Source organism: Streptomyces sp. SCL15-4, from assembly GCF_033366695.1.
Classification (GTDB): Bacteria; Actinomycetota; Actinomycetes; order Streptomycetales; family Streptomycetaceae; genus Streptomyces.
This window is the reverse complement of the sequence record NZ_JAOBTQ010000001.1, coordinates 2,691,819-2,715,899: the sequence shown is the minus strand read 5'-3', so window position 1 is coordinate 2,715,899 and position 24,081 is coordinate 2,691,819. Positions and strand designations below refer to the sequence as shown.

Below are 24,081 nucleotides of genomic sequence, written 5' to 3'. Positions count from 1 at the left end.
GAGCGCCGCCGCTCCCAGGAGGAGGCCGCGTCCCCTTGAAGGGAGGAGTGGCGCCGCTTTGGGGAGGGGGCCGCGCTCGGTCGAGGCGAAGAGTCCCGGCGCTCCGGAAAGGCGGTCACGCCGCCTTGAGGGGAGGAACCGCTCCTGCCGTCCGGGGGGCGGAGACCGCGCTCCCGCGAAAGAGAGGGAACGAAGAGCCGCCCCGCCCTCGGAGAAGGCCTGCCGCGGCGTTGAGGCGGGCCTTTCCCGGGGACGGGGCGCTCTGGTTCCCGATGTCAGCCCGAGCGGCGCAGGGCCTCCGAGAGGCGGGCCGCCGCGTCGATGACCGCCTGGGCGTGCATGCGGCCCGGGTGGCGGGTCAGGCGCTCGATGGGGCCGGAGACGGAGACCGCGGCCACCACGCGGTTGGAGGGGCCGCGCACGGGCGCGGAGACGGACGCGACGCCGGGCTCGCGCTCGCCGATGGACTGGGCCCAGCCGCGCCGCCGTACGCCCGACAGGGCCGTCGCCGTGAAGCGGGCGCCCTGCAGGCCCCGGTGCAGCCGCTCGGGCTCCTCCCAGGCCATCAGGATCTGCGCCGAGGAGCCCGCCTTCATGGTGAGCGTGGAGCCGACCGGGACGGTGTCGCGCAGGCCGGAGAGACGTTCCGCCGCTGCCACGCAGATCCGCATGTCACCCTGGCGCCGGTACAGCTGCGCGCTCTCGCCGGTGACATCGCGGAGGTGGGTGAGCACGGGGCCCGCCGTCGCCAGCAGGCGGTCCTCGCCCGCGGCCGCCGCCAGCTCGGCGAGGCGCGGGCCGAGGATGAACCGGCCCTGCATGTCGCGTGCCACCATGCGGTGGTGTTCCAGGGCCACGGCCAGGCGGTGGGCCGTGGGTCGTGCCAGTCCGGTGGCGCCGACCAGACCCGCGAGGGTGGCCGGACCGGACTCCAGAGCGCTCAGGACGAGGGCCGCCTTGTCCAGAACGCCGACGCCGCTACTGTTGTCCATGCAACGATACTCACGTCTCACTCTGTGAAACGCAAGTTCAATTTTCCGTGGAACGCGCCACCCTGGAACCACACGGCGGCCCGATGACCAACGGGCCTGGCGGTGGACGCCCGGAATCACGACGTCCAGGGGCCCCCGAAGGGCAGCCACCGCTCCTCAAGATCTCTAGTTGGGTCGGTGGACGCTTGCCGGCCGGAGGGAAAGCGATGGGTAGGACACTCGCGGAGAAGGTCTGGGACGACCATGTCGTCCGGCGCGCCGAGGGCGAGCCCGACCTCCTCTACATCGATCTGCACCTGCTGCACGAGGTGACCAGCCCCCAGGCCTTCGACGGCCTGCGCAAGAGCGGCCGGAAGGTCCGCCGCCTCGACCTCACCATCGCGACCGAGGACCACAACACCCCGACCCTCGACATCGACAAGCCGATCGCCGACCCGGTCTCCCGGGCCCAGCTGGAGACCCTGCGCAAGAACTGCGCCGACTTCGGCGTACGGCTGCACCCGCTCGGCGACGTCGAGCAGGGCGTCGTGCACGTCGTCGGCCCGCAGCTGGGCCTGACCCAGCCCGGTACCACGGTCGTCTGCGGCGACTCGCACACCTCCACGCACGGTGCCTTCGGCGCGCTGGCGTTCGGCATCGGCACCTCGCAGGTGGAGCACGTGCTGGCCACCCAGACGCTGCCCATGGCCCGCCCGAAGACCATGGCCATCACCGTCGAGGGCGAGCTGCCCGACGGCGTCACCGCCAAGGACCTGATCCTGGCGATCATCGCGCGGATCGGCACCGGCGGCGGCCAGGGCTACGTCCTGGAGTACCGCGGCTCCGCCATCGAGAAGCTCTCGATGGAGGCCCGGATGACCATCTGCAACATGTCGATCGAGGCCGGTGCCCGCGCGGGCATGATCGCGCCCGACGAGATCACCTTCGACTATCTGAAGGGCCGCCCGCACGCCCCCGAGGGCGCCGACTGGGACGCGGCCGTCGCGTACTGGAAGACGCTGCGCACCGACGACGACGCGGTCTTCGACGCCGAGGTCGTCATCGACGCCACCGAGCTGTCGCCGTTCGTCACCTGGGGCACCAACCCCGGCCAGGGCGCGCCGCTTTCGGCGTCCGTCCCCGACCCGGCTTCGTACGAAGACGCTTCGGAGCGCCTGGCCGCCGAAAAGGCCCTGGAGTACATGGGGTTGGCGGCCGGACAGCCGCTGCGCTCCATCGGCGTGGACACCGTCTTCGTAGGCTCGTGCACCAACGGCCGCATCGAGGACCTGCGCGCCGCCGCCGGCATCCTGCGCGGCCGCAAAGTCGCCGACGGCGTACGGATGCTGGTCGTCCCCGGCTCCGCGCGCGTGGGTCTCCAGGCCGTCTCCGAGGGTCTGGACGTGGTCTTCAAGGAGGCCGGCGCCGAATGGCGGCACGCGGGCTGCTCGATGTGCCTCGGCATGAACCCCGACCAGCTGGCCCCGGGCGAGCGCTCCGCCTCCACCTCCAACCGCAACTTCGAGGGACGGCAGGGCAAGGGCGGCCGTACGCACCTGGTGTCGCCGCAGGTCGCGGCGGCCACCGCCGTCCTGGGCCACCTGGCCTCCCCGGCCGACCTGACCGACGTCCCCGCTGGAGTCCGATAACCATGGAAGCCTTCACCACCCACACCGGCCGGGCCGTCCCGCTGCGCCGCGGCAACGTGGACACCGACCAGATCATCCCTGCTCACTGGCTCAAGAAGGTCACCCGCGACGGCTTCGAGGACGGGTTGTTCGAGGCCTGGCGCAAGGACCCCGAGTTCGTGCTCAACCGGCCCGAGCGGCAGGGCGCCACGGTCCTGGTCGCCGGACCCGACTTCGGCACCGGCTCCTCGCGCGAGCACGCCGTCTGGGCGCTGCAGAACTACGGCTTCAAAACCGTGATCTCCTCCCGCTTCGCCGACATCTTCCGCGGCAACTCGCTGAAGAACGGCCTGCTCACGGTGGTCCTCGACCAGGAGATCGTGGACGCGCTGTGGGAGCTGACGGAAGCGGACCCCACCGCCGAGGTCACGGTGGACCTCCAGGCGCGCGAGGTGCGCGCCGAGGGCATCACCGCCTCCTTCGAGCTGGACGAGAACTCCCGCTGGCGGCTGCTGAACGGCCTGGACGACATCTCCATCACGCTCCGGAACGAGTCGGACATCGCCACCTACGAGGCCGGCCGCCCCGCCTACAAGCCGCGGACCCTCCCGGTCTGATCCGGCGCGGACCCGACCCCGCGAGGGTCGGGTTTCGGCCACCCAGACCTCCCGCCTGTACCCCCGGTCGCCACGATCGGGGGTACAGCCATGTCCGCCCCCGGACGCACCCGCGCCACCCTGCGAATACGCTCAACTTCGCGTGTTACGAAGGCCGTTGCCTGGGTACGTGAGTGCTGTGTCCGCCCCCACCGCAAGTGCCTGGAAAGCCATTTGACGCGGTAGTTGCCCCCTGCGCAGGCGACAACTCGCCCCAGATGGCACAATCTGTGCATGGGACACGACGGCCAACTCCAGCTCTATACGGCCGTCGCGAACCAGCTTAAGGAAGCGCACGCAAGAGTGCGCGCACTGCAAGTCCCGGAGGGCGTACGGGTGGCGCTGACCCGGAAGCTGCTGGTCATTACGGCCGCGGCCAAGCACGACCTCGCCGACGCGGCAAGGCGGCTCGATCGGTTCACGGCGGACCTCGACGCGGGTCGGATGCCCGAAGAGGACCACTGACACCGTCCGGGGCGGCCGAGTCCGTTGCGGCACAAGGGTGATAAGCCCGTTTCGTGTTTGATTTGCGGTATATATCTGCCTAACGTGCGAAAAAGCTTGAACACTTTCGTTCTGGCGATGTCTCCGAAGGGGAAGACGTGAACAAGGCGCAGCTCGTAGAAGCGATTGCCGACAAGTTGGGCGGCCGCCAGCAGGCCGCCGATGCTGTCGATCATGTCCTGGACGCCATCGTCCGCGCGGTCGTCGCGGGCGAGCGGGTCTCGGTCACCGGTTTCGGGTCCTTCGAGAAGGTGGACCGCCCCGCCCGTTACGCCCGCAATCCCCAGACCGGCGAGCGGGTTCGCGTCAAGAAGACCTCCGTGCCGCGCTTCCGCGCCGGTCAGGGCTTCAAGGACCTGGTGAGCGGCTCCAAGAAGCTTCCGCGGGGCGGCGAGGTCGCCGTGAAGAAGGCGCCGAAGGGCAGCCTGTCCGGCCCGCCGCCCACCATCGCCAAGGCCGCCGGCAAGAAGGCCGCCGCCAAGAAGACGACGACCGCCGCCGCCAAGAAGACCACGGCGAAGAAGGCGACGCCGGCGAAGAAGACGACGACGGCCGCCGCGAAGAAGACCACGGCGAAGAAGGCTCCCGCCACGAAGACCGCGGCGACCGCCAAGACCGCCACCGCGAAGAAGACCACCGCCAAGAAGGCGCCGGCCGCGAAGAAGGCCCCGGCGAAGAAGGTCACCGCGAAGAAGGCCCCGGCCAAGAAGTCGACGGCCCGCAAGACCACCGCCAAGAAGACCACCGCCCGCAAGGCGACGTCGTAAGGCCGCCAGGACACTCACGCGCCGGGCCGGACTCCCACAGGGAGCCCGGCCCGCGGCGTGTACGAGGGCGGTTACAGCGTCTGCAGGGTGACGAGGGTGATCCGGACGGCATCCCCCTCGCCCTCCGTCTCGATCCGCACCCGCTGCCCGGGCCGCAGCAGCAGCAGGCCGCCGGCGTCGAACGCGGCGGCGTCGAAGGGCACGGGGGTGCCGTCGTCGAGGAGCACCTGGCCGCAGCGGGTTTCCTCGTCGTAGGTGTACGCGGTGGCCTGCATGGCCGCCAGCCTAGTGGGGGTCCAGGGACCCCGGCATCGGCAGCCCCGCCGACACCGCCGCCGTATGCCGTCCCACCCCCAGGACCAGTGCCGTGCGCAGGTCGGCGCCGGTGTCCACGTCCTGCCGTACCGAATCGACGCCCGTCAGCGCGAGTTCCGTGGCGCCGGAGGCCCGGTGGCGCGCGCGGGAATCCACGCCGAACGCCGGGCGCAATGCGCGGCCGCCGACCGCCGCCAGCAAAGTCGTGCCCACTCCCGCCGTATCCGGCAGAAAAGCCCGGGGGAATTCCGTGGCGGCGGCCAGCACCCGGGACAGTTCCGCGGGGCGCAGGGCCGGCAGATCCGCGTTCAGGGCCGCGACCGCGGCGCCGGGACGGTTTTCCCGTACGACGGCCGCACCATGGGCCAGCGCGGCGTTCAGGCCGCCGCCGGGGACGTCCGGGACGATCCGCGCGCCCAGCGCCGCCAGCTCCCGTCCGGCCAGCTCGTCGTCCGTGACGACCGCCACATCCGAGACCTCGGCGCAGGCCAGTGCCGCGCCCACCGTGTCCTGCGCGAACGCCAGCACCAGCCCCGGGCGCTCCCCGTCGCCGACGGCGTCCGCGAGCCTGCTCTTGGCCCGGGCCAGGGGCTTCAGCGGGATGACCAAGGTCCACTGCACCGGCGTACCGTCCCTCTCTCGTCCCGTTCATTGTCCCCCGGGCTCTGAGGTGCGCCGGGAAGCGGGGCGTACGGTGTTCTCGACAGACCGGCGGCCCAGGGCCACACTTGTGCGGCCCCCGCCGGGGTGGCAGTCCTAGAGGAAGGTGTCCTTGTGCCCCGCCGCAGAATCGGCTTCTGGTACCGCTTCGCCGCGGTGATCTGCAAACCGCCGCTGGTGGTTCTGATCAAGCGGGACTGGCGTGGAATGGAGCACATTCCGGCCGAGGGCGGATTTATCACCGTGGTGAACCACAATTCCCACGTGGACCCCTTCGCATACGCGCACTATCAGTACAACACCGGACGGGTCCCGCGATTCCTGGCGAAGAGCGGCCTTTTCAAGAAGGGATTCGTCGGCGCCGCGATGCGCGGTACCGGACAGATCCCCGTCTACCGCGAGTCCACGGACGCGCTCAGCGCCTTCCGGGCCGCCATCGACGCCGTCGAGCGCGGCGAGTGCGTCGCCTTCTATCCCGAGGGCACCCTCACCCGCGATCCGAACGGCTGGCCCATGACCGGCAAGACCGGCGCCGCCCGGGTCGCCCTGGAGACCCGCTGCCCGGTCATCCCGGTCGCGCAGTGGGGCGCCAACGAACTGCTGCCGCCGTACGCCAGGAAGCCGGACCTCTTCCCGCGCAAGACGCACCGCGTGCTGGCCGGCCCGCCCGTGGACCTCTCCCGTTTCTACGGCAGGGAGATGACCCCGGACGTGCTGAAGGAGGCCACCGAGGTCATCATGGCGGCCATCACCCGCCTGCTGGAGGAGATCCGCGGCGAGAAGGCGCCCGAGACGCCGTACGACCCGCGCCGTGAGCGGATCGAGCAGCGGCGCCGCACCCAGGCGCAGACGCAGGCGCGGGGCAGGCAGACGGAAGGGCAGAGCAAGTGAGCAAGCCTGTGCGGGCGGCCGTCATGGGCACCGGTTCGTGGGGCACCGCCTTCGGCATGGTGCTCGCCGACGCCGGCTGCGACGTGACCCTGTGGGCCCGTCGGCCGCAGCTGGCCGAGGCGGTCAACTCCACCCGGACCAACCCCGACTACCTGCCCGGCGTGGAGCTGCCGGAGAACCTGCGCGCCACCGCCGACGCGGCCGAGGCGCTCGCCGGCGCGGACTTCACCGTGCTCGCGATCCCCTCCCAGACCCTGCGCGAGAACCTCGCCGCGTGGTCCCCGCTGCTGGCGCCGGACACCGTCCTCGTCTCGCTGATGAAGGGCGTCGAACTCGGCTCCACCATGCGGATGAGCGAGGTCGTCGAGGACGTCGCCAAGGTCGGCGCCGACCGGATCGCGGTCGTCACCGGGCCCAACCTGGCCCGTGAGATCGCCGCCCGCATGCCCGCCCTGGCCGTCGTGGCCTGCACCGACGAGCGCGTCGCCCAGCGGCTCCAGGCCGCCTGCCACGCGCCGTACTTCCGGCCGTACACCAACACCGACGTCGTCGGCTGCGAACTGGCCGGCGCGGTCAAGAACGTCATCGGGCTCGCGGTCGGCATCGCCGACGGCATGGGACTCGGCGACAACGCCAAGGGCTCGCTCATCACCCGCGGCCTCGCCGAGACCACCCGGCTCGGCCTCGCGATGGGCGCCGACCCGCTGACCTTCTCCGGACTCGCGGGCCTGGGCGACCTGGTGGCCACCTGCTCCTCGCCGCTGTCCCGCAACCACACCTTCGGCACCAACCTCGGCAAGGGCATGACCCTCCAGGAGACCATCGCCGTCACCAGGCAGACCGCCGAGGGCGTCAAGTCCTGCGAGTCCGTGCTGGATCTGGCCCGCCGGCACGGCGTCGACATGCCCATCACCGAGACGGTCGTCGAGATCGTGCACGAGGGCAAGTCGCCGGTCGCCGCGCTCAAGGAGCTGATGGCGCGCAGCGCCAAGCCCGAACGCCGCTGAAACCGGCCCCGCACGGGCCCGTACCAGGCCGTCCGCGACGCTCCGCGACCATCCGTGCGACGCTGAGCGACGGCCCGGGAGCGCGCGCTGACTTGCCGACTACCTACAGGTACGCTCAACGCGATATGAGCACCAAGAACCTTCCCCAGAACCCCGAGCAGCCGGCGCGCAAGCCGCGCGTGGCCGTCGTGTTCGGCGGGCGCAGCTCCGAACACGGGATCTCCATGGTCACCGCCGGCGCGGTCCTCACGGCCATCGACCGGACGAAGTACGACGTCCTGCCGATCGGCATCACGCGGGAGGGCCGTTGGGTGCTCACCGCCGACGAGCCGGAGCGGATGGCCATCACCGACCGCCGCACCCCCGAGGTCGACGACCTCGCGGAGGCGCACGAGGGCGGCGTGGTGCTCCCCGTCGACCCCACCAGCCGCGAGGTCGTCTACAGCGAGCCCGGCTCCGTGCCCAAGGCGCTCGGCGAGGTCGACGTGGTCTTCCCGGTGCTGCACGGCCCCTACGGCGAGGACGGCACCCTCCAGGGTCTGCTGGAGCTGTCCGGGGTGCCCTACGTCGGCTCGGGCGTGCTCTCCTCGGCCGTCGGCCAGGACAAGGAGTACATGAAGCGGGTGTTCACCTCCTTCGGGCTCAAGGTCGGCCCGTACGTGGTGATCCGGCCGCGCGAGTGGGAGCGGGACGCCTCCGCCGCCCGCAAGAAGATCATCGACCTCGCCGGCGAGCACGGCTGGCCGCTGTTCGTGAAGCCCGCGCGCGCGGGCTCGTCCATCGGCATCACCAAGGTCGACGACCTCGCCGGGCTGGACGAGGCCATCGCCGAGGCGCGGCGGCACGACCCGAAGATCCTTGTCGAGGCCGCCCTGCGGGGCCGCGAGATCGAGTGCGGCGTCCTGGAGTTCGAGGACGGCCCGCGCGCCTCCGTCCCGGCCGAGATCCCGCCGCCGGACGCCCACGCGTACTACGACTTCGAGGCCAAGTACATCGACTCCACGCCCGGCGTCGTCCCGGCCCCGCTCACCGAGGAGCAGACCGCCGAGGTGCGGCGGCTCGCGGTCGAGGCGTTCGAGGCGGCCTCCTGCGAGGGCCTGGTCCGCGCGGACTTCTTCCTCACCGAGGACGGCGAGTTCGTCATCAACGAGATCAACACCATGCCCGGCTTCACGCCGATCTCCATGTACCCGCAGATGTGGCAGGCGACGGGCGTGAGCTATCCGGAGCTGGTCGACCGTCTGGTGCAGGCGGCGCTGCGCCGCCCGACCGGCCTGCGCTGAGCCCGCGTCCGGGTCAGTGCCGCATGGAGGCGATCCCCTCCGGGATCGCCTTCTTCACGGCCGCCGCCAGGTCCGTCAGCACCTGCGCGCTGTCGTCCGGCCCGGACAGCTTCTCCGGCAAGGTCACCTGCACATACGCGCGGCGCTCGGACGTGGTGAACCGCCAGGTGCCGTCGTCCTGCTTCTCCATCAGCCAGTCGACGCCGTTCACGCCGCCGCCGACCGCGTTCGGATCCTCGCCGAGGGCCACCTTCTCGTCGACCATCTTGGGCGGCCGAACGATGCCGCAGCGCAGTATGATCGCCGGGCTTCCCCAGGCCGCCGTGTAGGCGGACGGGGGTTCCGGGTCCCGGCGGGGCTGTCCGTCCACCTTCCGTGGCAGCGCCTTGTCCAGGTCCCGGCAGAGCGGGGCGGTCCGTGCGTCGGGGGTGGGTGCCGTCACGGTGTCGCTGCCGTCCGCCGCGGAGCAGCCCGCGACCGCGACGAGCAGGGCCGGTAGGAGCAGGCCGAGAGGCCGGTGACGGAAGATGTTCACCGGCCAAGCGTAGACGGGGGCTACAGATGCACGACCGGACAGGTCAGGGTGCGCGTGATGCCGTCCACCTGCTGGACCTTCGCGACCACCATGCGGCCGAGTTCGTCGACCGTCTCGGACTGGGCGCGCACGATCACGTCGTACGGACCCGTCACGTCCTCGGCCTGGATCACTCCAGGGAGCTTGCTGATCGTCTCGGCGACGGTCGACGCCTTGCCGACCTCCGTCTGGATCAGGATGTACGCCTGTACCACGGAACCTCCAGGGCGGCCACGAGGATCATGTGGGGAAAAGGAACGCCACGGTATCGCGTCGCCGCGCTTCGCGGGGAGACCTCCGGGATGCGGGCTTGCGCGGCAGGGCGCGGGCACGACGGACGGTGACGGTCACCCGGACCGTACGAACGGTCACCACGGCCGCGTCGTCGGCCGGGGGCGACCGCGACGACGGACACCTCGACCGTATCGGGGACACTGAAGACGCGCGACCGGGCACGGCATGGGAGAGAAGGGGAGCCAAGGGACATGAAGGGCACTGTTGGTGAGCTCGGGGAGTTCGGGCTCATCAGGGAGCTCACCTCCCGTCTCACCACCACCGCGGCGGTCCGGGTCGGCCCCGGCGACGACGCCGCGGTGGTCGCCGCGCCCGACCGCCGGGTCGTGGCGAGCACCGACATCCTGCTGGAGGGCCGGCACTTCCGCCGCGACTGGTCCACCGCCTACGACGTGGGCCGCAAGGCCGCCGCGCAGAACCTCGCCGACATCGCCGCGATGGGCGCGGTGCCGACCGCGCTGCTGCTCGGCCTGGTCGTCCCGGCCGAGCTGCCGGTCACCTGGCCCACCGAGCTGATGGACGGCCTGCGCGACGAGTGCCAGGTCGCCGGCGCCTCCGTGGTCGGCGGGGACGTCGTACGCGGCGACACGATCATGGTGTCGATCACCGCGCTCGGCGATCTGCGCAACCACGAGCCCGTCACCCGGGCCGGCGCCCAGCCCGGCGACCTGGTGGCCGTCACCGGCTGGCTGGGCTGGTCCGCGGCCGGGTACGCGGTGCTCGCCCGCGGCTTCCGCTCGCCGCGCGCGTTCGTGGAGGCCCACCGGCGTCCCGAGCCGCCGTACCACGCCGGTCCGGCCGCCGCCGCGCTCGGCGCCACCGCGATGTGCGACGTGAGCGACGGCCTGATCGCCGACCTCGGGCACATCGCCGAGGCCAGCAAGGTCCGCATCGACATCCGCTCCGGCGCCATCGACATCCCGACGCAGATGCACGACATCGGCCAGGCCGTCGGCGTGGACGCGTTGCAGTGGGTGCTGACCGGGGGAGAGGACCACGCGATCGTGGCCACCTTCCCGTCCGACACCAAGCTGCCGGCCCGCTGGAAGGTCATCGGCGAGGTCCTCAACCCCTCCGCGCTGCCCCAGGTGACGGTCGACGGGGCGCCGTGGACCAGCAAGGGCGGCTGGGACCACTTCGGGGACATCGAGTCGTGATCACCAGGGTGCTCACGGTGGCGGGCTCCGACTCCGGCGGCGGGGCCGGGATCCAGGCCGACCTGAAGACGATGCTGGCGCACGGCGTGCACGGCATGAGCGTGCTCACCGCGGTGACCGCGCAGAACTCCCTCGGCGTCCAGGGCGCCTGGGAGCTGCCGGCGGCGGCGGTGCGGGCCCAGTACCGCAGCGTCGTGGACGACATCGGCGTCCAGGCCGTGAAGACCGGCATGCTGGCCTCCGCGGAACTGGTCGCGACGGTCGCCGAACTGATCTCCGGCACGGACGCGCCGGCCGTGGTGGACCCGGTGGGCGTCTCCAAGCACGGCGATCCGCTGCTGGCCGCCTCCGCGCTGGACGCCGTCCGCACCGAGCTGCTGCCCGCCGCGACCGTGGCCACTCCCAACCTGGACGAAGTGGCGCAACTCACCGGGATACGGGTGGAGTCCGAGGCGGATCTGCGCCGGGCCGCGGCGGCCGTGCTGGCGTACGGACCGCGCTGGGTGCTGATCAAGGGCGGGCATCTGTCCGGGGACGCCGTGGACCTGCTCACCGACGGCTCGCAGGAGCACCTGCTGCGCGCGCCCCGCCACGACAACCGGCACACCCACGGCACCGGCTGCACCCTCGCGTCCGCGATCGCCTGCGGGCTGGCCCTGGGCAAGTCCGTGCCGGAGGCGGTCACGGCGGCCAAGGAGTACGTCACCGGCGCGATCGCCGCCGGGTTCGCCCTCGGCGCCGGGATCGGGCCGGTGGACCACGGCTGGGCGCTCAGGAGGGACGCGCCTCGGGCGTGACGGGGGTTACGGGCGGGACGGGGCTACGGGGTTACGGAGGTACGGCAAAAAGCCGGTCCACCCAAGGGTGGACCGGCTCTGTGCAGCGAACCAGACAGTGGCCGCGCGCTCAGCTGAGCGTCAGCGCGAGACCTTGCCGGCCTTGATGCACGAGGTGCAAGCGTTCACGCGCTTCGGCGTCCCGCCGACCACGGTACGCACACGCTGGATGTTCGGGTTCCAGCGACGGGACGTACGGCGGTGCGAGTGCGAGATGTTGTTGCCGAAGCCCGGCCCCTTGCCGCAGACGTCGCAGTTGGCAGCCACGGGTCACTCCAAAGACTTCAGATGCACTTACGGTTGATCCCGGCATGCCGGGACCGAGATCCTAAGACCTGTGATCTGAGTGGCGCTGCCAGGGGGAATGGCCCGATCGGGATCGGGCAACCGGAGCAGCATACAACGGCTGCGCCAGTACAACGAAACTACCATGGCTGATCAGACACCCGCTCCCGGCCCGCTTCCGGAAGGCAGCGGCCCGGGGTCTACGCTGCGTCCCACGTACGACCGGGTCAGGGAGGCGCAGGTGGCGCAGGTGCCGCAGACATTCTTCGATGCTCTCGCGGTGCGCACCTGGTGCTCTCTGGCGCTGCGGGCACTGGGCGGTGCCCGCGAGGAGATCGACGCGATCAATGTCTACCCGGTGGCCGACGGCGACACCGGGACCAACCTGTACCTGACCCTGGAGTCGGCGGCCACGGCCGTGGAGGCGGTGTTCGCCGGGTACGAGACCGGCTGCGCGGAGCCCTCCCTCGCCGACGCGGTCCGGGCGATGGCGCACGGGGCGCTGATCGGGGCCCGGGGCAACTCAGGGACGATCCTCGCGCAGCTGCTGCGGGGCATGGCCCAGGTGCTCGCCGGGACCGGGGAGGCGTCCTCCGCCGCTTCCGACTCCCGCGCCGACGGCCCGGTGCTGCGGCTGGCCCTGCGCCGGGCCGCCGACTCCGCCCGGCAGGCCGTGGCCCATCCCGTCGAGGGCACGGTGCTGACGGTCGCCTCGGCCGCCGCGCACGCCGCCGAGGAGGCCGGCGGCGACTGCCGGACGGTCGCCCGGGCCGCCTACGAGGGCGCGCGGACCGCCCTGGCGGCGACCCCGGACCAGCTGGGCGTGCTGCGGCGGGCCGGGGTGGTCGACGCGGGCGGCCGGGGTCTGGTGGCGGTGCTGGGGGCACTGGTCGAGGCGGTCACGGGGGAGGCGGTGCGGGAGAGGCCGGGGTGCGCTCCGGCCGCCGGAGCCGCCGGTGCGCGTGAGGCCGGTCCCGGTACGGACCCGGCCTCCGACGCCGACCCGGCTCTCGACGCGGCCGAGACCGCCGGCGCGGACGCCGGTGCCGGCCGGGCCGACGCCGGCGGGCCCGCCTTCGAGGTGATCTACCTGCTGGAGGCCGACGACGCGGCCGTGGCCCGGCTGCGCGACCGGCTCGACGCCCTCGGGGACTGCCTGGTCGTGGTCGGCGGCGACGGACTGTGGAACGTCCACGTCCACGTGCACGTCGACGACGCCGGCGCCGCCGTGGAGGCCGGAGTGGAGGCCGGCCGCCCCTACCGCATCCGGATCACGCCCCTGGGACACGGCGAGGCGCCTCCCGGCCGTGAGCGCCCCTCCCGCGCGCCCGCCCAGCGCGCGGTCGTCGCCGTCGTACCCGGCGAGGGACTGGCCGGGCTGTACGGCGAGGCCGGCGCGACCACCGTCCTCGCGCGCCCCGGGGAGCCGCCCGCCAGCGGGGAACTGGTGCAGGCCGTACGGCGGGCCCACGCGCGCGAGGTGGTCCTGCTGCCGAACGACGCCGAGCTGCGCCACACGGCCGCCGCCGCGGCCGAGCAGGCCCGCACCGAGGGCATCCGGGTGGCCCTGATCCCGACCCGCTCGGCGGTCCAGGGCATCGCCGCGCTCGCCGTGCACGAGCCCCGGCGCCGGTTCGACGAGGACGTCGTCCAGATGACCTCGGCGGCGGGCGCCACCCGGTACGCCGAGGTCGTCGTCGCCGAGCGCCAGTCCTGGACGACGGCCGGCATCTGCCAGGCCGGGGACGTGCTCGGTCTGATCGACGGCGATGTCGCGGTGATCGGCACCGATGTCACCGCGACCGCCCGCACCGTCCTGGACCGCATGCTCCAGTCCGGCGGCGAACTGGTCACCCTCGTCGTCGGCGACGAGGCACCCGACACCGTCGCCGCCCGTCTGGAGACACGCGTTCGGGAGTCCTACCTCGCCGTGGACACGGTGGTCTACCACGGCGGCCGGCAAGGAGCACTGCTGCTGATCGGGGTGGAGTGAGCCGGCAGGCGGCTCAGGGCCGTTCCGGAGGTGTTCCCTCCTGGGTCGCCTGGAGCATCTGGGCCGCCTCCTCCCGCCGGGCCCGCACCGTCTCGTCCGCCTCGTCGGCGCCCGCGTAGACCGCGAGCACCGCACGCGCGCGTGCCTGTGCCCGCCGCGGACGGCCGAGGTCGGCCTCCAGCCAGCCCGCGCCCAGTTCCGCGCCGGTACGGCCGTGCAGCCCGGCCTCGCCGAGCGTGGTGAACACCGCCGCGGCCCGGCTCATCTGCCCGAGCGCCGCCTCGAACGCGGCCCGGATCGCCGCGTCCTCGGCCTCCTCGGACGCCGAGCGGGCCAGCAGCTCGGCGAACTGCCGGTGCGTGTCGCCGAGTTCCTCGGCCAGCTCGGCCCGGTCCGGGCCCCGGGCGGCGGCCAGCGCCGTCTCGCACGCCCGTACCGCCTGCGTCATCAGCGCCCGGGCGGACGCCGACCCGGACTCGCCGCCCAGCGCCAGCCAGGCCCGGGCGCGCAGCGAACGGACCAGGAACGGGGCGTTGCCGAGCGCGCGCCACAGCTCGCCCGCGCGCGCGTAGGCCCGGTCCGCCTCGGCCGTCAGACCGGCGCTGCCCAGCGACTCCGCGGCGAGGTGGGCGAGCGTGGCGTGGTCCTGCTGCTCGGGCCAGTGCCGGGCCAGCTCGGCCGCCCCGAGCCGCTCCTCGGCGGCCGCCCGGTGCTCGCCCAGCTCGCCCAGACAGTCCCCGAGCCACCAGCGGGCCTGGACCACCGCCTCGTCGCCGTGCGTGCCCGGGCTCAGGTCGGCCAGCGCGGACCGGAGCACCTCGGCGGCCTCCTCGTACCGGCCCCGGCGCAGCAGGAACCCGCCCAGCCGCTGCCGCGCCCAGGCGCCCACGGTGCCGCCCTCGCCCGCCTCGTCGGCCCAGTGCGCGGCCTCCAGCGCGTGCTCGGAGGCCTCGCCGGGCGCGTCCAGCGCACCGAGCACCTCGGCGAGCTGGAGGTGCAGTTGTGCCCGTCCGACCGGCTCCACGTACGGCCCGCCGTGCTCCAGCGCCGCCCGCAGCGCGCGCTCGGCCCCGGTGAGGTCACCGGCCTGGTGGGCGAGGGCGGCGACCTGGACCTCGTACTCCACCGCGAACCACGGCACCCCGGCGGCCGCGTACCCGTCGGCGGCCCGCCGGAACAGCTCCGCCGCCCGCCGCGCGTTCCCGGTGAGCCCGGCCAGCTCGGCGAGCATCCCCCGTGCCTCGGCGGCCCGCGCCGCCAGCCGCACCTCGCCCCCGCCGCGCCCCTCGACGAGCGCCAGCACCTCCCGCACGGCCGCCTCGGCCTCGGCGACGGCACGGGGGAGATCCGCACCGGGTCGCCGGGCACCGGCACCGGTCCCTCCGGTCCCCGCGCCCGCGTCGGCCGGCCGGGAGGCCACGGCCTCCCGGCCGGCGTCCGCGCGCGGCCCGTCGGCGGCGATGCCCGCGGCGTCCACGCCCGCGCCGCCCGTCCCCGCGTCCGCCTCCACCGCCGCGTGGACCCGGCGCATCAGGACGCGGGCCCGGCTCATCGCCACCGATGCCGTCTGGCGCACTCCCGTGCCCTCGTCGGCGTACAGCGCGAGCACCTCGTCGTACAGCACGGCGACCGTGGTCAGGGCCGGCTCGACCTCGCCCGACAGAGCGCGTACGTACGCTCCCCGCGCGCGTGCCGCCAGGGCCTCCCCGGGGTCGCCCGCCTCCGCGTACAGCCGGGCCGCGCGCTCGAACAAGGGGATGCCCTCGGGGCCCCGGGCCATCGCCTCGTGGTCGGCGATCTCCGCGCGGTCACGCGGCTCCAGTTCGGTGTCCCCGGCGGCCCGCGCCACCGCCGCCCACGCCTGGAGCGCGTGCGGCCGCAGGGTCTCCGACTGCCGCCGCGCCTCGGTGAGCAGCGCGGTCAGCCCGGGCTCCCCGGAGGCCGCCGGCGCCGGCGGCGCGGCCGGCGGCACCGCGGCGGGCCGTACCGCCCGTATGCCCAGCGGCAGCCGCTCCACCAGCGGCCGCTGGTCCATCCGCGCCCGGACCCGGTCGCCGACGGCGGACGTGCCGTTGCGGTGGTCGAACCGCGCGGCGAGTTCCGTCGCCGCCCCGCGCGCGTGCGCGGCCAGCTCCCGCGCCGTCCAGGTCCGCCCGGCCGGGCCCGGCACCCGCTGCCCGCCGAGCCCGCGCTCGGCCAGCCGGTCCATCAGCAGCGCCACCACGGCCAGGAAGTCGAGCCCGCTGCGCGGATGCCCGGTGTCGGTGAAGTACGCCGGCCGCTCGGCCAGCAGTTCCAGGCCGCGCGCCTCGTTCCCGGTCAGCGCGCAGAACTCCACGTGGTCGGCGTACGCGGCCCGCATGCTCTCCATCGGCCGCACCAGCCGGAAGCCCCGCAGATGGTGCGCGCGGGCCTCCTCCAGCCGGCCGAGGCGCAGCAGCGGGGCCAGCGAGGACGCCAGCACGGAGTGCGGTTCGTGCGCGCAGGCGAACTCGCCCTCCAGCACCGGCCGCCACAGCCGCAGCGCCTCCGCGTCCCGGCCGCACCGCACCTGCCAGCCACCCTGCCGGCGCAGCTCGCAGGCGGGGCAGTCGGCCATCGCGTCCCGGTCGGCGGCCAGCCACGCGGCGTACGCCCGCCGCGCGCGCGGGAGGTCTCCGATGTGTGCGGCCACGCTGAACTCGGCGCCGCGCACGGCCCGTTCGGAGTGCCCGGCGAGCCGGTAGCGGCGCTCCATCTCGCCGAGCCACTTCTCGATCGAGTCCAGCGGGATGTGCGGCTGGTCCAGCATGCCCGCCGACATCCACTTGAAGACCCAGTGCAGCGAGTGCGTCTCGTACTCGTCGAAGTCCTCGGGCCGTTCGTCCCACATGCGCAGCAGCCGCGCGAACGGGACGAACATCTTGTCCTTCTCGGAGCTGTGGTGGTAGACCCTCAGCTGGTGTCCGAGCGCCTCGATCACGGCGAGCGGGACGTCCAGCCGCTCCGCCTCGGCGAGCAGCTCCTCCGCGCGCGCGTTGCGGGCCGGTCCCTCCGGCTCCTCGGAGTTCTCCGCCAGCGCCTGACGCAGCGCGTCGATGTCCGTGATCCCACTCATCGTCCGTCCCCCTCCCCGAGGCCCGCCCGTGCGAGCGGCCCGATGAACGCCCGGCCGGGCAGCGCCGGGCCGGCCGGCCGCGGCGGGCGCCGCGCGGGCCCGTACGGCGCTTCGGTCCCGGCGCCGGCCGCTCCGGGCCGCCGGGCGGGACGAGGCGCCGCACCGGCGGACCGGGCCGGTCCGGCACCGGACGCGCGCGCGTGCCGCCGCCGCGCGGTGAACCCAGGATGCCCGCCCGCGGGCCGTCGGAGCGTGCCCCGGCCGCCGCGCGGGCCCGCCGGTGCCGGGCGGACCGGTGGTCGGTGGGCGCGGTCACGGTGCGCGCGTCCCGCGCCGGCAGCCGTCGGCCGCGGGGCGCGTGGGGTCGGTGGGGGGCCTGGGGCGGTGCCTGTGAGGTGTGGGAGTCCATCGTCACTGCGCCGCGGGAGGCGTGCGTGCGGCGCGGGGTCGGGCGGTCCCGGTGGGGCGGTGACCGCGAAGGATGGCCGGAGCGCGCCATCCTAGGGTCCGATCGGCGCGCCTGACCAGGAGTTTCCCTGATGTTTACGGCATCCGGGCCGGGCGGCGCGGGGCGTGGTCGACGGCATTGTCAGTGCCGTGGTGTGCAATTGATGCGTGCCCGCACTGCAAGAACCGCTCAAGAAGGTGCTCGGCCCCGCCACCGCGAAGGTGATGGCCGAGCATCTCGGCCTGCACACCGTCGGCGACCTGCTGCACCACTACCCGCGCAGATACGAGGAGCGCGGCCAGCTCACCCACCTCGCCGACCTCCCCATGGACGAGCACGTCACGGTGGTCGCCCAGGTCGCCGACGCCCGGCTGCACACCTTCGCCTCGGCCAGGGCCCCCCGCGGCAAGGGCCAGCGCCTGGAGGTCACGATCACGGACGGCAGCGGCCGGCTCCAGCTCGTCTTCTTCGGCGCCGGCGTGCACAAACCCCACAAGGACCTGCTGCCGGGCACCCGCGCGATGTTCGCCGGAAAGGTGTCCGTCTTCAACCGCCGCCTCCAGCTCGCCCACCCGGCCTACGAGTTGCTGCGGGGCGACGGCGAGGGCGAGGAGGCCGTGGAGTCCTGGGCCGGAGCCCTGATCCCGCTCTATCCCGCGACCGCCAAACTGGAGTCCTGGAAGATCGGCAAGGCGGTCCAGACGGTGCTGCCCAGCGCCCGGGAGGCTTTGGACCCGCTCCCGGAGTCGTTGCGCGCCGGCCGCGGCCTGCTCCCGCTCCCGGAGGCCCTGCTCAAGATCCACCGGCCGCACACCAAGGCCGACATCGCCGACGCCCGCGCCCGCCTGAAGTGGGACGAGGCCTTCGTCCTCCAGGTCGCCCTGGCCCGCCGCCGGCACGCCGAGACCCACCTGCCCGCCGTGCCCCGCGTCCCCGGCCCCAACGGCCTCCTCGCGGCCTTCGACGACCGCCTTCCCTTCACCCTCACCGAGGGCCAGCGGAAGGTCTCCCGCGAGATCTTCGACGACCTCGCCACGCCCCACCCGATGCACCGCCTGCTCCAGGGCGAGGTCGGCTCGGGGAAGGCCCAGCCGCTGGACGCGCTGGTGCTGACCCCCGCGGGGTTCCGGCGCATGGGCGATATGCGGGTGGGCCACGAGGTCGTCGTGCCCGATGGCGGCATCGCCGTGGTCGACGGAGTCTTTCCACAGGGCGAGCGCGACGTGTGGCGGATGGTGCTCTCCGACGGAAGCTCTGTGGAATGCGATGACGAGCACCTGTGGATCGTCGGCACCAGCAGCGGAGAGCATCGCGGCCGGTCGCCCGAGGTGCTGACCACGCGGGAGATCCGGCACGATCTGTTCGAGGCCGACGGGTCGTCGAAGTGGTACATCCCGGCGGCGACCCCGGTGGACCTCGGCGACGACTCGGGACTCCCGCTCGACCCCTACCTGTTCGGAGTGCTCCTCGGGGCCGGCTCGTTCCGGCACGACCTGCGCCTGTCCACTGCCGACCCGGAGATCCACGAAGCCGTGGCCGCGTCGGTCGCTCCCGACTGCCGTCTCGTGCCCGTCCCGGGCTCTCCGTGCGACTTCACGATCCAGTCGGCAAGGCGCTCGGGCGACATCCGGAATCCAGTGATCCAGATCCTGCGTGACCTCGGTCTCCGGGGGCTGACGTCACACGACACGTTCATCCCCGCCGAGTTCAAGAACACGTCGATCAAGAACCGTCTTGCCCTCCTTCAGGGGCTCCTGGACACGGACGGCACGGTTCGGCGGGACGGAACGAGCATCTCCCTGTGCTCGGCCTCGCGCGGGCTCGCGGACGATGTCGCATGGCTTGTACGGTCCCTGGGCGGTCGGGCGCGGGTGCTGCCGAAGCGGTCCGCCTTCGACGTCTCCGTCGCGTTGCCCGGCGAATTCGCACCCTTCAGGCTCACCCGCAAGGCCGACCGCGTACGGCCCCGCCCGACGAACGACACCTTCCGGCGGGGAATCCGGGCGGTGGAGTACGTGGGCCGCAAGCCGGTCCAGTGCATCAGCGTCGCCCACCCGGGCCACGCGTACGTCACCGACCATTTCACGGTCACCCACAACACCATGGTGGCCCTGCGCGCCATGCTCGCCGTGGTCGACGCGGGGGGTCAGGCGGCCATGCTCGCGCCCACCGAGGTGCTCGCCCAGCAGCACCACCGGTCCATCACGGAGATGATGGGGGAGCTGGCCGGTTGGGGGCTGTGGAGCGAAGCGCCTGCGCGGAAGGACGGCGACGGGCGGCGGGAGGCCGTTCCGGGCGGCGCCGAGCACGCCACCAAGGTGGTGCTGCTCACCGGCTCGATGGGCACGGCGGCCCGCCGTCAGGCCCTGCTCGACCTCGCCACCGGCGAGGCCGGCATCGTCATCGGCACCCACGCCCTGATCGAGGACAAGGTCCGCTTCCACGACCTCGGCCTGGTGGTGGTCGACGAACAGCACCGCTTCGGCGTGGAGCAGCGCGACGCCCTGCGGAGCAAGGGCAGACAGCCACCGCACCTGCTCGTCATGACGGCCACGCCCATCCCGCGCACGGTCGCCATGACGGTCTTCGGCGACCTGGAGACCTCGGTGCTGGACCAGCTCCCGGCGGGCCGCTCCCCGATCGCCAGTCATGTCGTCCCGGCCGCCGACAAGCCCCACTTCCTGGCCCGCGCCTGGGAACGGGTCCGCGAGGAGGTCGCGGCCGGCCACCAGGCGTACGTGGTCTGCCCGCGCATCGGCGACGAGGAGGACGACCCGAAGAAGGCCGGCAAGAAGCCCGCCGAGGGCGAGGCGGACAAGCGGCCCCCGCTGGCCGTGCTCGACGTGGCCGACCAGCTGGGCCGCGGCCCCCTCAAGGGCCTGAAGGTGGAGGCCCTGCACGGCCGTATGCACCCCGACGACAAGGACGCCGTGATGCGCCGCTTCGCGGCCGGCGAGACCGACGTCCTCGTCGCCACCACCGTCATCGAGGTCGGCGTCAACGTCCCGAACGCCACGGCCATGGTCATCATGGACGCGGACCGCTTCGGCGTCTCCCAGCTGCACCAGCTGCGCGGCCGGGTCGGCCGCGGCTCCGCCCCCGGCCTGTGCCTCCTGGTCACCGAGATGCCCGAGGCGAGCCCGGCCCGCCAGCGGCTGAACGCGGTCGCCGCCACCCTGGACGGCTTCGAACTGTCCCGCATCGACCTCGAACAGCGCCGCGAGGGCGATGTCCTGGGCCAGGCCCAGTCCGGCGCCCGCTCCAGCCTGCGGGTCCTCGCGGTCATCGAGGACGAGGAGGTCATCGCGGAGGCGAGGGCCGAGGCGGCGGCGGCCGTGGCGGCCGACCCGGAGCTGGAGCGCCTCCCGGGCCTGCGCACGGCCCTGGACGCCCTGCTGGACGAGGAGCGGGAGCAGTACCTGGAGAAGGGGTGAGCCACACTGGACCCGAACCGACCCACGACCAAGGACCGAAGATGACCCGCGTGATCGCCGGCGCAGCCGGCGGACGTCGCCTGGCCGTCCCCCCAGGCACCGGCACCCGCCCCACTTCCGACCGCGCCCGCGAAGGTCTCTTCTCCACCTGGCAGTCCCTCCTCGGCGGCCCTCTGGACGGCGAGCGCGTCCTCGACCTCTACGCCGGCTCGGGCGCCGTGGGCCTGGAGGCCCTGTCCCGGGGCGCCGGCCACGCCCTCCTGGTCGAGGCCGACGCCCGCGCGGCCCGGACCGTCCGCGAGAACGTGCGGAACCTGGGCCTGCCCGGCGCCGAGGTACGAGCGGGCAAAGCGGAGCAGATCATCCGCGCCGAGCCTCCGGCCGAGCCCTACGACCTCGTCTTCCTCGACCCTCCGTACGCCGTCACGGATCGCGATCTTCGCGAGATTCTGCTCACACTCCACTCGGAGGGCTGGCTCGCCGAGCAAGCGCTCGTCACCGTGGAGCGCAGCACCAGAGGCGGCGAATTCCACTGGCCGGACGGCTTCGAGGCGATCCGGTCCCGTCGCTACGGCGAGGGAACGTTTTGGTACGGTCGCGCCGCCTCTACGTGCGAAGACGCACGATGACCGGACCGGAGAGCGAGGGATCACAAGTGCGCCGCGCCGTCTGTCCCGGGTCGTTCGACCCGATCACCAACGGACATCTCGACATCATCGCCCGAGCCTCCCGTCTGTACGACGAGGTCTACGTCGCGGTGATGATCAACAAGTCCAAGAAGGGCCTGTTCGAGATCGACGAGCGGATCGAGCTGATCCGCGAGGTCACCTCCGAGTACGCCAACGTCCGCGTCGAGGCCTTCCACGGCCTCCTCGTGGACTTCTGCAAGCAGCGCGACATCCCCGCCATCGTCAAGGGCCTGCGCGCCGTCAGCGACTTCGACTACGAACTCCAGATGGCCCAGATGAACAACGGCCTCACCGGCGTGGAGACGCTGTTCGTGCCCACCAACCCCACCTACAGCTTCCTGTCCTCCTCCCTCGTCAAGGAGGTCGCGGCCTGGGGCGGGGACGTCTCGCACCTGGTGCCGCCGCGGGTGCTCCAGGCGCTGAACACACGCCTCGCCAGGGACTGATGGGGCTACAGTCGTCCCGTCCGTCTCCAACCCGGCTGTAGAGAGTGGCGAGCACAGGTGGACGTGCAGAAAAAGCTCGACGAGATCGTCTCCATGGTCTCCGGCGCCCGGTCCATGCCCATGTCGGCGTCGTGCGTGGTCAACCGCGCCGAGCTGCTCGCGATGCTCGAAGAGGTGCGCCAGGCGCTGCCCGGCTCCCTCGCCCAGGCGCAGGAACTGATCGGCGGCCGTGAGCAGATGGTCGAGCAGGCCCGGCAGGAGGCCGAGCGGATCATCGAGAGCGCGCACGCCGAGCGCGGCTCGCTGATCTCCGGCACCGAGATCGCCCGCCGCTCCCAGGCGGAGGCCGACCGGATCCTGGCCGAGGCCCGCAAGGAGGCCGAGGAGATCCGCGCCGAGGCCGACGACTACGTCGACTCCAAGCTCGCCAACTTCGAAGTCGTCCTCACCAAGACCCTCGGCTCGGTCGGCCGGGGCCGCGAGAAACTCCTCGGCACCGGCCCCGGCCTGGACGAGCAGGGCTACGCGGACGAGGACGCCCCCGAGCGCAGCCACGACCCGGAGACCCTGCGCCGGGACGCCGACGCCTACGTGGACGCCAAGCTCGGCGCCTTCGAGGCGGTCCTCGCCAAGACCCTGGAGGCCGTCGGCCGGGGCCGGCAGAAGCTGCACGGCCGGATCGCCACCGACGACCTCGGCGCGCTCGCCGACGACACCACGACCTTCCAGCACTCCAGCGACGCCGACTACCTCGCCGACCTCGCGGCCCTCGCGGACAGCGACCGCGCGGAACGGCGGCGGCCCGAGCCGGCCCGGCCCGCGTACGAGCCGCAGCCCGCCTACACCCCCGCCCCCGCCGCCGCCTACCCGCCGGCGGACGAGGCCCCGCTCCGGCAGCCGGACCCCTACCCGGGCTTCCCGCAACAGCCGGCGTACGCGCCGGCCCAGGACCCGTACGGCTACGGACAGGCGGACCCCTACGGCCACCAGGGCTACGACACCCAGCCCGCCTACGAACCCCGGCAGACCCACCAGTCCCAGCCGTCCCAGCAGCCCTCGCACCAGCCGCAGGACCGGTCCCAGCCCCAGCAGGGCTACGCCCTGGACGAGACCAGCCTCTTCGACACCGGCATGATCAGCGCGGAGCAGTTGCGGGCGTACGAACAGGGCCGGGGGCTGTAGCCGGCACCGGATTGGGCGCTGAGCGAAAGGTCCAGTATCCTGGCTGTTCGGTCGCGCATGCCCGCGATCACCGCTGCCCGGGGGCACCACCGGGCGGCGTCCCTCCGAGTTCGCAGATCGAAAGCAGGAATGGCTTCCAACGCCCGCCTCGACCACCGCAACCCCCTCGTGATCGACACGCACGAGCTGGGCCGGCGTCCTGGCGCGCTGAAGCGCCTGACCCGCGAGATCGACGCTCCGCGGGATCTCGGCATCCCGGGAGTCATCGGAGTGCCGGAAGGCAGCCCGTTGGAGCTCGAACTCCGCCTCGAGTCGGTCATGGAAGGGGTGCTTGTCACAGGCACCGCCCGTGCAACGGCCGAGGGGGAGTGCGTAAGGTGTCTGGAGCCGGTCGGGCTGGAGCTCGAAGCGGATTTCCAGGAGATGTTCTCGTACCCTGACGCCGACGACCGGGGCCGCGTGATCGCGGAACCGGGCGACGACGCCGAGGACGACGAGGACAGGTTCTTCATCGAGGACGGTCTGATCGACCTCGAACCTCTGCTGCGCGATGCGGTGGTGCTCGCACTGCCGATGCAGCCGGTGTGCCAGGACGACTGTCCGGGTCTGTGCTCCGAATGCGGAGTGCGGCTCGCGGACGACCCGGACCACCATCATGACGCCGTCGACATCCGTTGGGCGGCTTTGCAGGGACTCGCCGGCACCACGACGGACGGCGAGAAGGACGAGATGAGCGGCGCCGAAGCGGGCGTCGACGAGAAGCAGGAGAAGTAGCCGTGGCTGTTCCGAAGCGGAAGATGTCGCGCAGCAACACGCGCCACCGCCGGTCGCAGTGGAAGGCTGCGGTCCCCACCCTGGTTGCGTGCGAGCGCTGCCACGAGCCCAAGCTGCAGCACATCGCGTGCCCGTCTTGCGGCACCTACAACAAGCGCCAGGTCCTCGAAGTCTGAGTGGCTGGTGAGAG

Annotated in this window: 23 protein-coding genes; 16 read left to right on the top strand and 7 right to left on the bottom strand. The window is 72.9% G+C overall.

Features of this window, described 5'->3' with window-relative positions:
* Positions 1-275: 275 nt before the first annotated feature.
* Positions 276-992, bottom strand: a complete 717-nt coding sequence (ndgR, locus tag SCK26_RS11460; RefSeq protein ID WP_009320373.1) for an IclR family transcriptional regulator NdgR — start codon at positions 990-992, stop codon at positions 276-278.
* 206 nt (positions 993-1,198) lie between these two features.
* Between ndgR and leuC the strand changes: the two genes are divergently transcribed.
* The 4 genes from leuC to SCK26_RS11440 all read left to right on the top strand — a co-directional run bounded on the left by leuC (position 1,199) and on the right by SCK26_RS11440 (position 4,526).
* On the top strand, positions 1,199-2,620 hold the full coding sequence (leuC, locus tag SCK26_RS11455) for a 3-isopropylmalate dehydratase large subunit (protein ID WP_318201197.1): 1,422 nt from the start codon (positions 1,199-1,201) through the stop codon (positions 2,618-2,620).
* Between the two features lie 2 nt (positions 2,621-2,622).
* The gene (gene leuD, locus SCK26_RS11450) at positions 2,623-3,216 is read left to right on the top strand and encodes a 3-isopropylmalate dehydratase small subunit (RefSeq protein ID WP_318201196.1); all 594 of its coding nucleotides are present in this window, start codon (positions 2,623-2,625) and stop codon (positions 3,214-3,216) included.
* 273 nt (positions 3,217-3,489) lie between these two features.
* On the top strand, positions 3,490-3,720 hold the full coding sequence (locus tag SCK26_RS11445; protein ID WP_318201195.1) for a hypothetical protein: 231 nt from the start codon (positions 3,490-3,492) through the stop codon (positions 3,718-3,720).
* Positions 3,721-3,857: 137 nt separating this feature from the next.
* A complete protein-coding gene (locus tag SCK26_RS11440) occupies positions 3,858-4,526 on the top strand; it encodes an HU family DNA-binding protein (protein ID WP_318201194.1) in 669 nt (222 codons plus the stop codon).
* Between the two features lie 71 nt (positions 4,527-4,597).
* On the opposite strand, the gene SCK26_RS11435 is transcribed toward SCK26_RS11440, so the two are convergent.
* On the bottom strand, positions 4,598-4,801 hold the full coding sequence (locus SCK26_RS11435) for a hypothetical protein (protein WP_318201193.1): 204 nt from the start codon (positions 4,799-4,801) through the stop codon (positions 4,598-4,600).
* 10 nt (positions 4,802-4,811) lie between these two features.
* On the bottom strand, positions 4,812-5,462 hold the full coding sequence (gene cofC, locus SCK26_RS11430; protein ID WP_318201192.1) for a 2-phospho-L-lactate guanylyltransferase: 651 nt from the start codon (positions 5,460-5,462) through the stop codon (positions 4,812-4,814).
* 153 nt (positions 5,463-5,615) lie between these two features.
* Here cofC and SCK26_RS11425 point away from each other — a divergent pair, with 153 nt between their 5' ends.
* The 3 genes from SCK26_RS11425 (at position 5,616) to SCK26_RS11415 (ending at position 8,682) form a co-directional block, all read left to right on the top strand.
* Entirely contained in the window at positions 5,616-6,392 is a 777-nt protein-coding gene (locus tag SCK26_RS11425) for a lysophospholipid acyltransferase family protein (protein WP_318201191.1), read from the top strand.
* Complete coding sequence (locus SCK26_RS11420) at positions 6,389-7,399, top strand: NAD(P)H-dependent glycerol-3-phosphate dehydrogenase (RefSeq protein WP_318201190.1); 1,011 nt, start codon at positions 6,389-6,391, stop codon at positions 7,397-7,399. Before SCK26_RS11425 ends, SCK26_RS11420 begins: the two co-directional genes overlap by 4 nt.
* A 125-nt stretch (positions 7,400-7,524) precedes the next feature.
* Positions 7,525-8,682: a D-alanine--D-alanine ligase family protein gene (locus tag SCK26_RS11415; RefSeq protein WP_318201189.1), complete on the top strand. Its 1,158-nt coding sequence runs from the start codon at positions 7,525-7,527 to the stop codon at positions 8,680-8,682.
* Between the two features lie 13 nt (positions 8,683-8,695).
* Here SCK26_RS11415 and SCK26_RS11410 read toward each other — a convergent pair whose 3' ends face one another.
* Both SCK26_RS11410 and SCK26_RS11405 read right to left on the bottom strand, forming a co-directional pair.
* The gene (locus tag SCK26_RS11410) at positions 8,696-9,217 is read right to left on the bottom strand and encodes a DUF3515 domain-containing protein (protein WP_318201188.1); all 522 of its coding nucleotides are present in this window, start codon (positions 9,215-9,217) and stop codon (positions 8,696-8,698) included.
* 20 nt (positions 9,218-9,237) lie between these two features.
* Positions 9,238-9,471: an Lrp/AsnC family transcriptional regulator gene (locus SCK26_RS11405; protein WP_318201187.1), complete on the bottom strand. Its 234-nt coding sequence runs from the start codon at positions 9,469-9,471 to the stop codon at positions 9,238-9,240.
* 270 nt (positions 9,472-9,741) lie between these two features.
* Between SCK26_RS11405 and SCK26_RS11400 the strand changes: the two genes are divergently transcribed.
* Together SCK26_RS11400 and thiD are read left to right on the top strand one after the other, a co-directional pair.
* On the top strand, positions 9,742-10,707 hold the full coding sequence (locus SCK26_RS11400; RefSeq protein ID WP_318201186.1) for a thiamine-phosphate kinase: 966 nt from the start codon (positions 9,742-9,744) through the stop codon (positions 10,705-10,707).
* On the top strand, positions 10,704-11,504 hold the full coding sequence (gene thiD / locus SCK26_RS11395) for a bifunctional hydroxymethylpyrimidine kinase/phosphomethylpyrimidine kinase (RefSeq protein WP_318201185.1): 801 nt from the start codon (positions 10,704-10,706) through the stop codon (positions 11,502-11,504). Before SCK26_RS11400 ends, thiD begins: the two co-directional genes overlap by 4 nt.
* 120 nt (positions 11,505-11,624) lie before the next feature.
* Here the strand turns inward: thiD and rpmB are convergent, their stop codons facing one another.
* Entirely contained in the window at positions 11,625-11,810 is a 186-nt protein-coding gene (gene rpmB / locus SCK26_RS11390) for a 50S ribosomal protein L28 (protein ID WP_003993230.1), read from the bottom strand.
* Between the two features lie 259 nt (positions 11,811-12,069).
* On the opposite strand from rpmB, the gene SCK26_RS11385 reads away from it, so the two are divergent.
* Positions 12,070-13,821, top strand: coding sequence for a DAK2 domain-containing protein (locus tag SCK26_RS11385; RefSeq protein ID WP_318201184.1), 1,752 nt, complete (start codon positions 12,070-12,072; stop codon positions 13,819-13,821).
* A gap of 13 nt (positions 13,822-13,834) precedes the next feature.
* Here SCK26_RS11385 and SCK26_RS11380 read toward each other — a convergent pair whose 3' ends face one another.
* Positions 13,835-16,918, bottom strand: a complete 3,084-nt coding sequence (locus SCK26_RS11380; protein ID WP_318201183.1) for a tetratricopeptide repeat protein — start codon at positions 16,916-16,918, stop codon at positions 13,835-13,837.
* Positions 16,919-17,590: 672 nt separating this feature from the next.
* Here SCK26_RS11380 and SCK26_RS11375 point away from each other — a divergent pair.
* From SCK26_RS11375 to rpmF, 6 genes are all read left to right on the top strand, one after another.
* Positions 17,591-20,800: a helicase-related protein gene (locus SCK26_RS11375; RefSeq protein ID WP_412080845.1), complete on the top strand. Its 3,210-nt coding sequence runs from the start codon at positions 17,591-17,593 to the stop codon at positions 20,798-20,800.
* A 41-nt stretch (positions 20,801-20,841) separates the two neighbouring features.
* Positions 20,842-21,429 (top strand): 16S rRNA (guanine(966)-N(2))-methyltransferase RsmD, encoded by a 588-nt coding sequence (rsmD, locus tag SCK26_RS11370; RefSeq protein ID WP_318201181.1) that lies wholly within the window; start codon positions 20,842-20,844, stop codon positions 21,427-21,429.
* Positions 21,430-21,455: 26 nt separating this feature from the next.
* The gene (gene coaD, locus SCK26_RS11365) at positions 21,456-21,935 is read left to right on the top strand and encodes a pantetheine-phosphate adenylyltransferase (protein ID WP_318205981.1); all 480 of its coding nucleotides are present in this window, start codon (positions 21,456-21,458) and stop codon (positions 21,933-21,935) included.
* 57 nt (positions 21,936-21,992) lie between these two features.
* The gene (locus SCK26_RS11360) at positions 21,993-23,117 is read left to right on the top strand and encodes a cell division initiation protein (RefSeq protein ID WP_318201180.1); all 1,125 of its coding nucleotides are present in this window, start codon (positions 21,993-21,995) and stop codon (positions 23,115-23,117) included.
* Between the two features lie 129 nt (positions 23,118-23,246).
* Positions 23,247-23,891, top strand: a complete 645-nt coding sequence (locus SCK26_RS11355; protein ID WP_318201179.1) for a YceD family protein — start codon at positions 23,247-23,249, stop codon at positions 23,889-23,891.
* A gap of 2 nt (positions 23,892-23,893) precedes the next feature.
* Positions 23,894-24,067 (top strand): 50S ribosomal protein L32, encoded by a 174-nt coding sequence (rpmF, locus tag SCK26_RS11350; RefSeq protein WP_007493396.1) that lies wholly within the window; start codon positions 23,894-23,896, stop codon positions 24,065-24,067.
* The last annotated feature ends 14 nt before the right edge of the window (positions 24,068-24,081 follow it).

Bases quoted from the DNA above. Each gene is read 5' to 3' on its own strand.
- ndgR (WP_009320373.1), bottom strand. From the start codon at position 992: ATGGACAACAGTAGCGGCGTCGGCGTTCTGGACAAGGCGGCCCTCGTC.
- leuD (WP_318201196.1), top strand. From the start codon at position 2,623: ATGGAAGCCTTCACCACCCACACCGGCCGGGCCGTCCCGCTGCGCCGC.
- SCK26_RS11435 (WP_318201193.1), bottom strand. From the start codon at position 4,801: ATGCAGGCCACCGCGTACACCTACGACGAGGAAACCCGCTGCGGCCAG.
- SCK26_RS11355 (WP_318201179.1), top strand. From the start codon at position 23,247: ATGGCTTCCAACGCCCGCCTCGACCACCGCAACCCCCTCGTGATCGAC.
- SCK26_RS11415 (WP_318201189.1), top strand. From the start codon at position 7,525: ATGAGCACCAAGAACCTTCCCCAGAACCCCGAGCAGCCGGCGCGCAAG.
- SCK26_RS11375 (WP_412080845.1), top strand. From the start codon at position 17,591: ATGGCCGAGCATCTCGGCCTGCACACCGTCGGCGACCTGCTGCACCAC.
- SCK26_RS11400 (WP_318201186.1), top strand. From the start codon at position 9,742: ATGAAGGGCACTGTTGGTGAGCTCGGGGAGTTCGGGCTCATCAGGGAG.
- leuC (WP_318201197.1), top strand. From the start codon at position 1,199: ATGGGTAGGACACTCGCGGAGAAGGTCTGGGACGACCATGTCGTCCGG.
- SCK26_RS11445 (WP_318201195.1), top strand. From the start codon at position 3,490: ATGGGACACGACGGCCAACTCCAGCTCTATACGGCCGTCGCGAACCAG.
- SCK26_RS11380 (WP_318201183.1), bottom strand. From the start codon at position 16,918: ATGAGTGGGATCACGGACATCGACGCGCTGCGTCAGGCGCTGGCGGAG.
- rsmD (WP_318201181.1), top strand. From the start codon at position 20,842: ATGACCCGCGTGATCGCCGGCGCAGCCGGCGGACGTCGCCTGGCCGTC.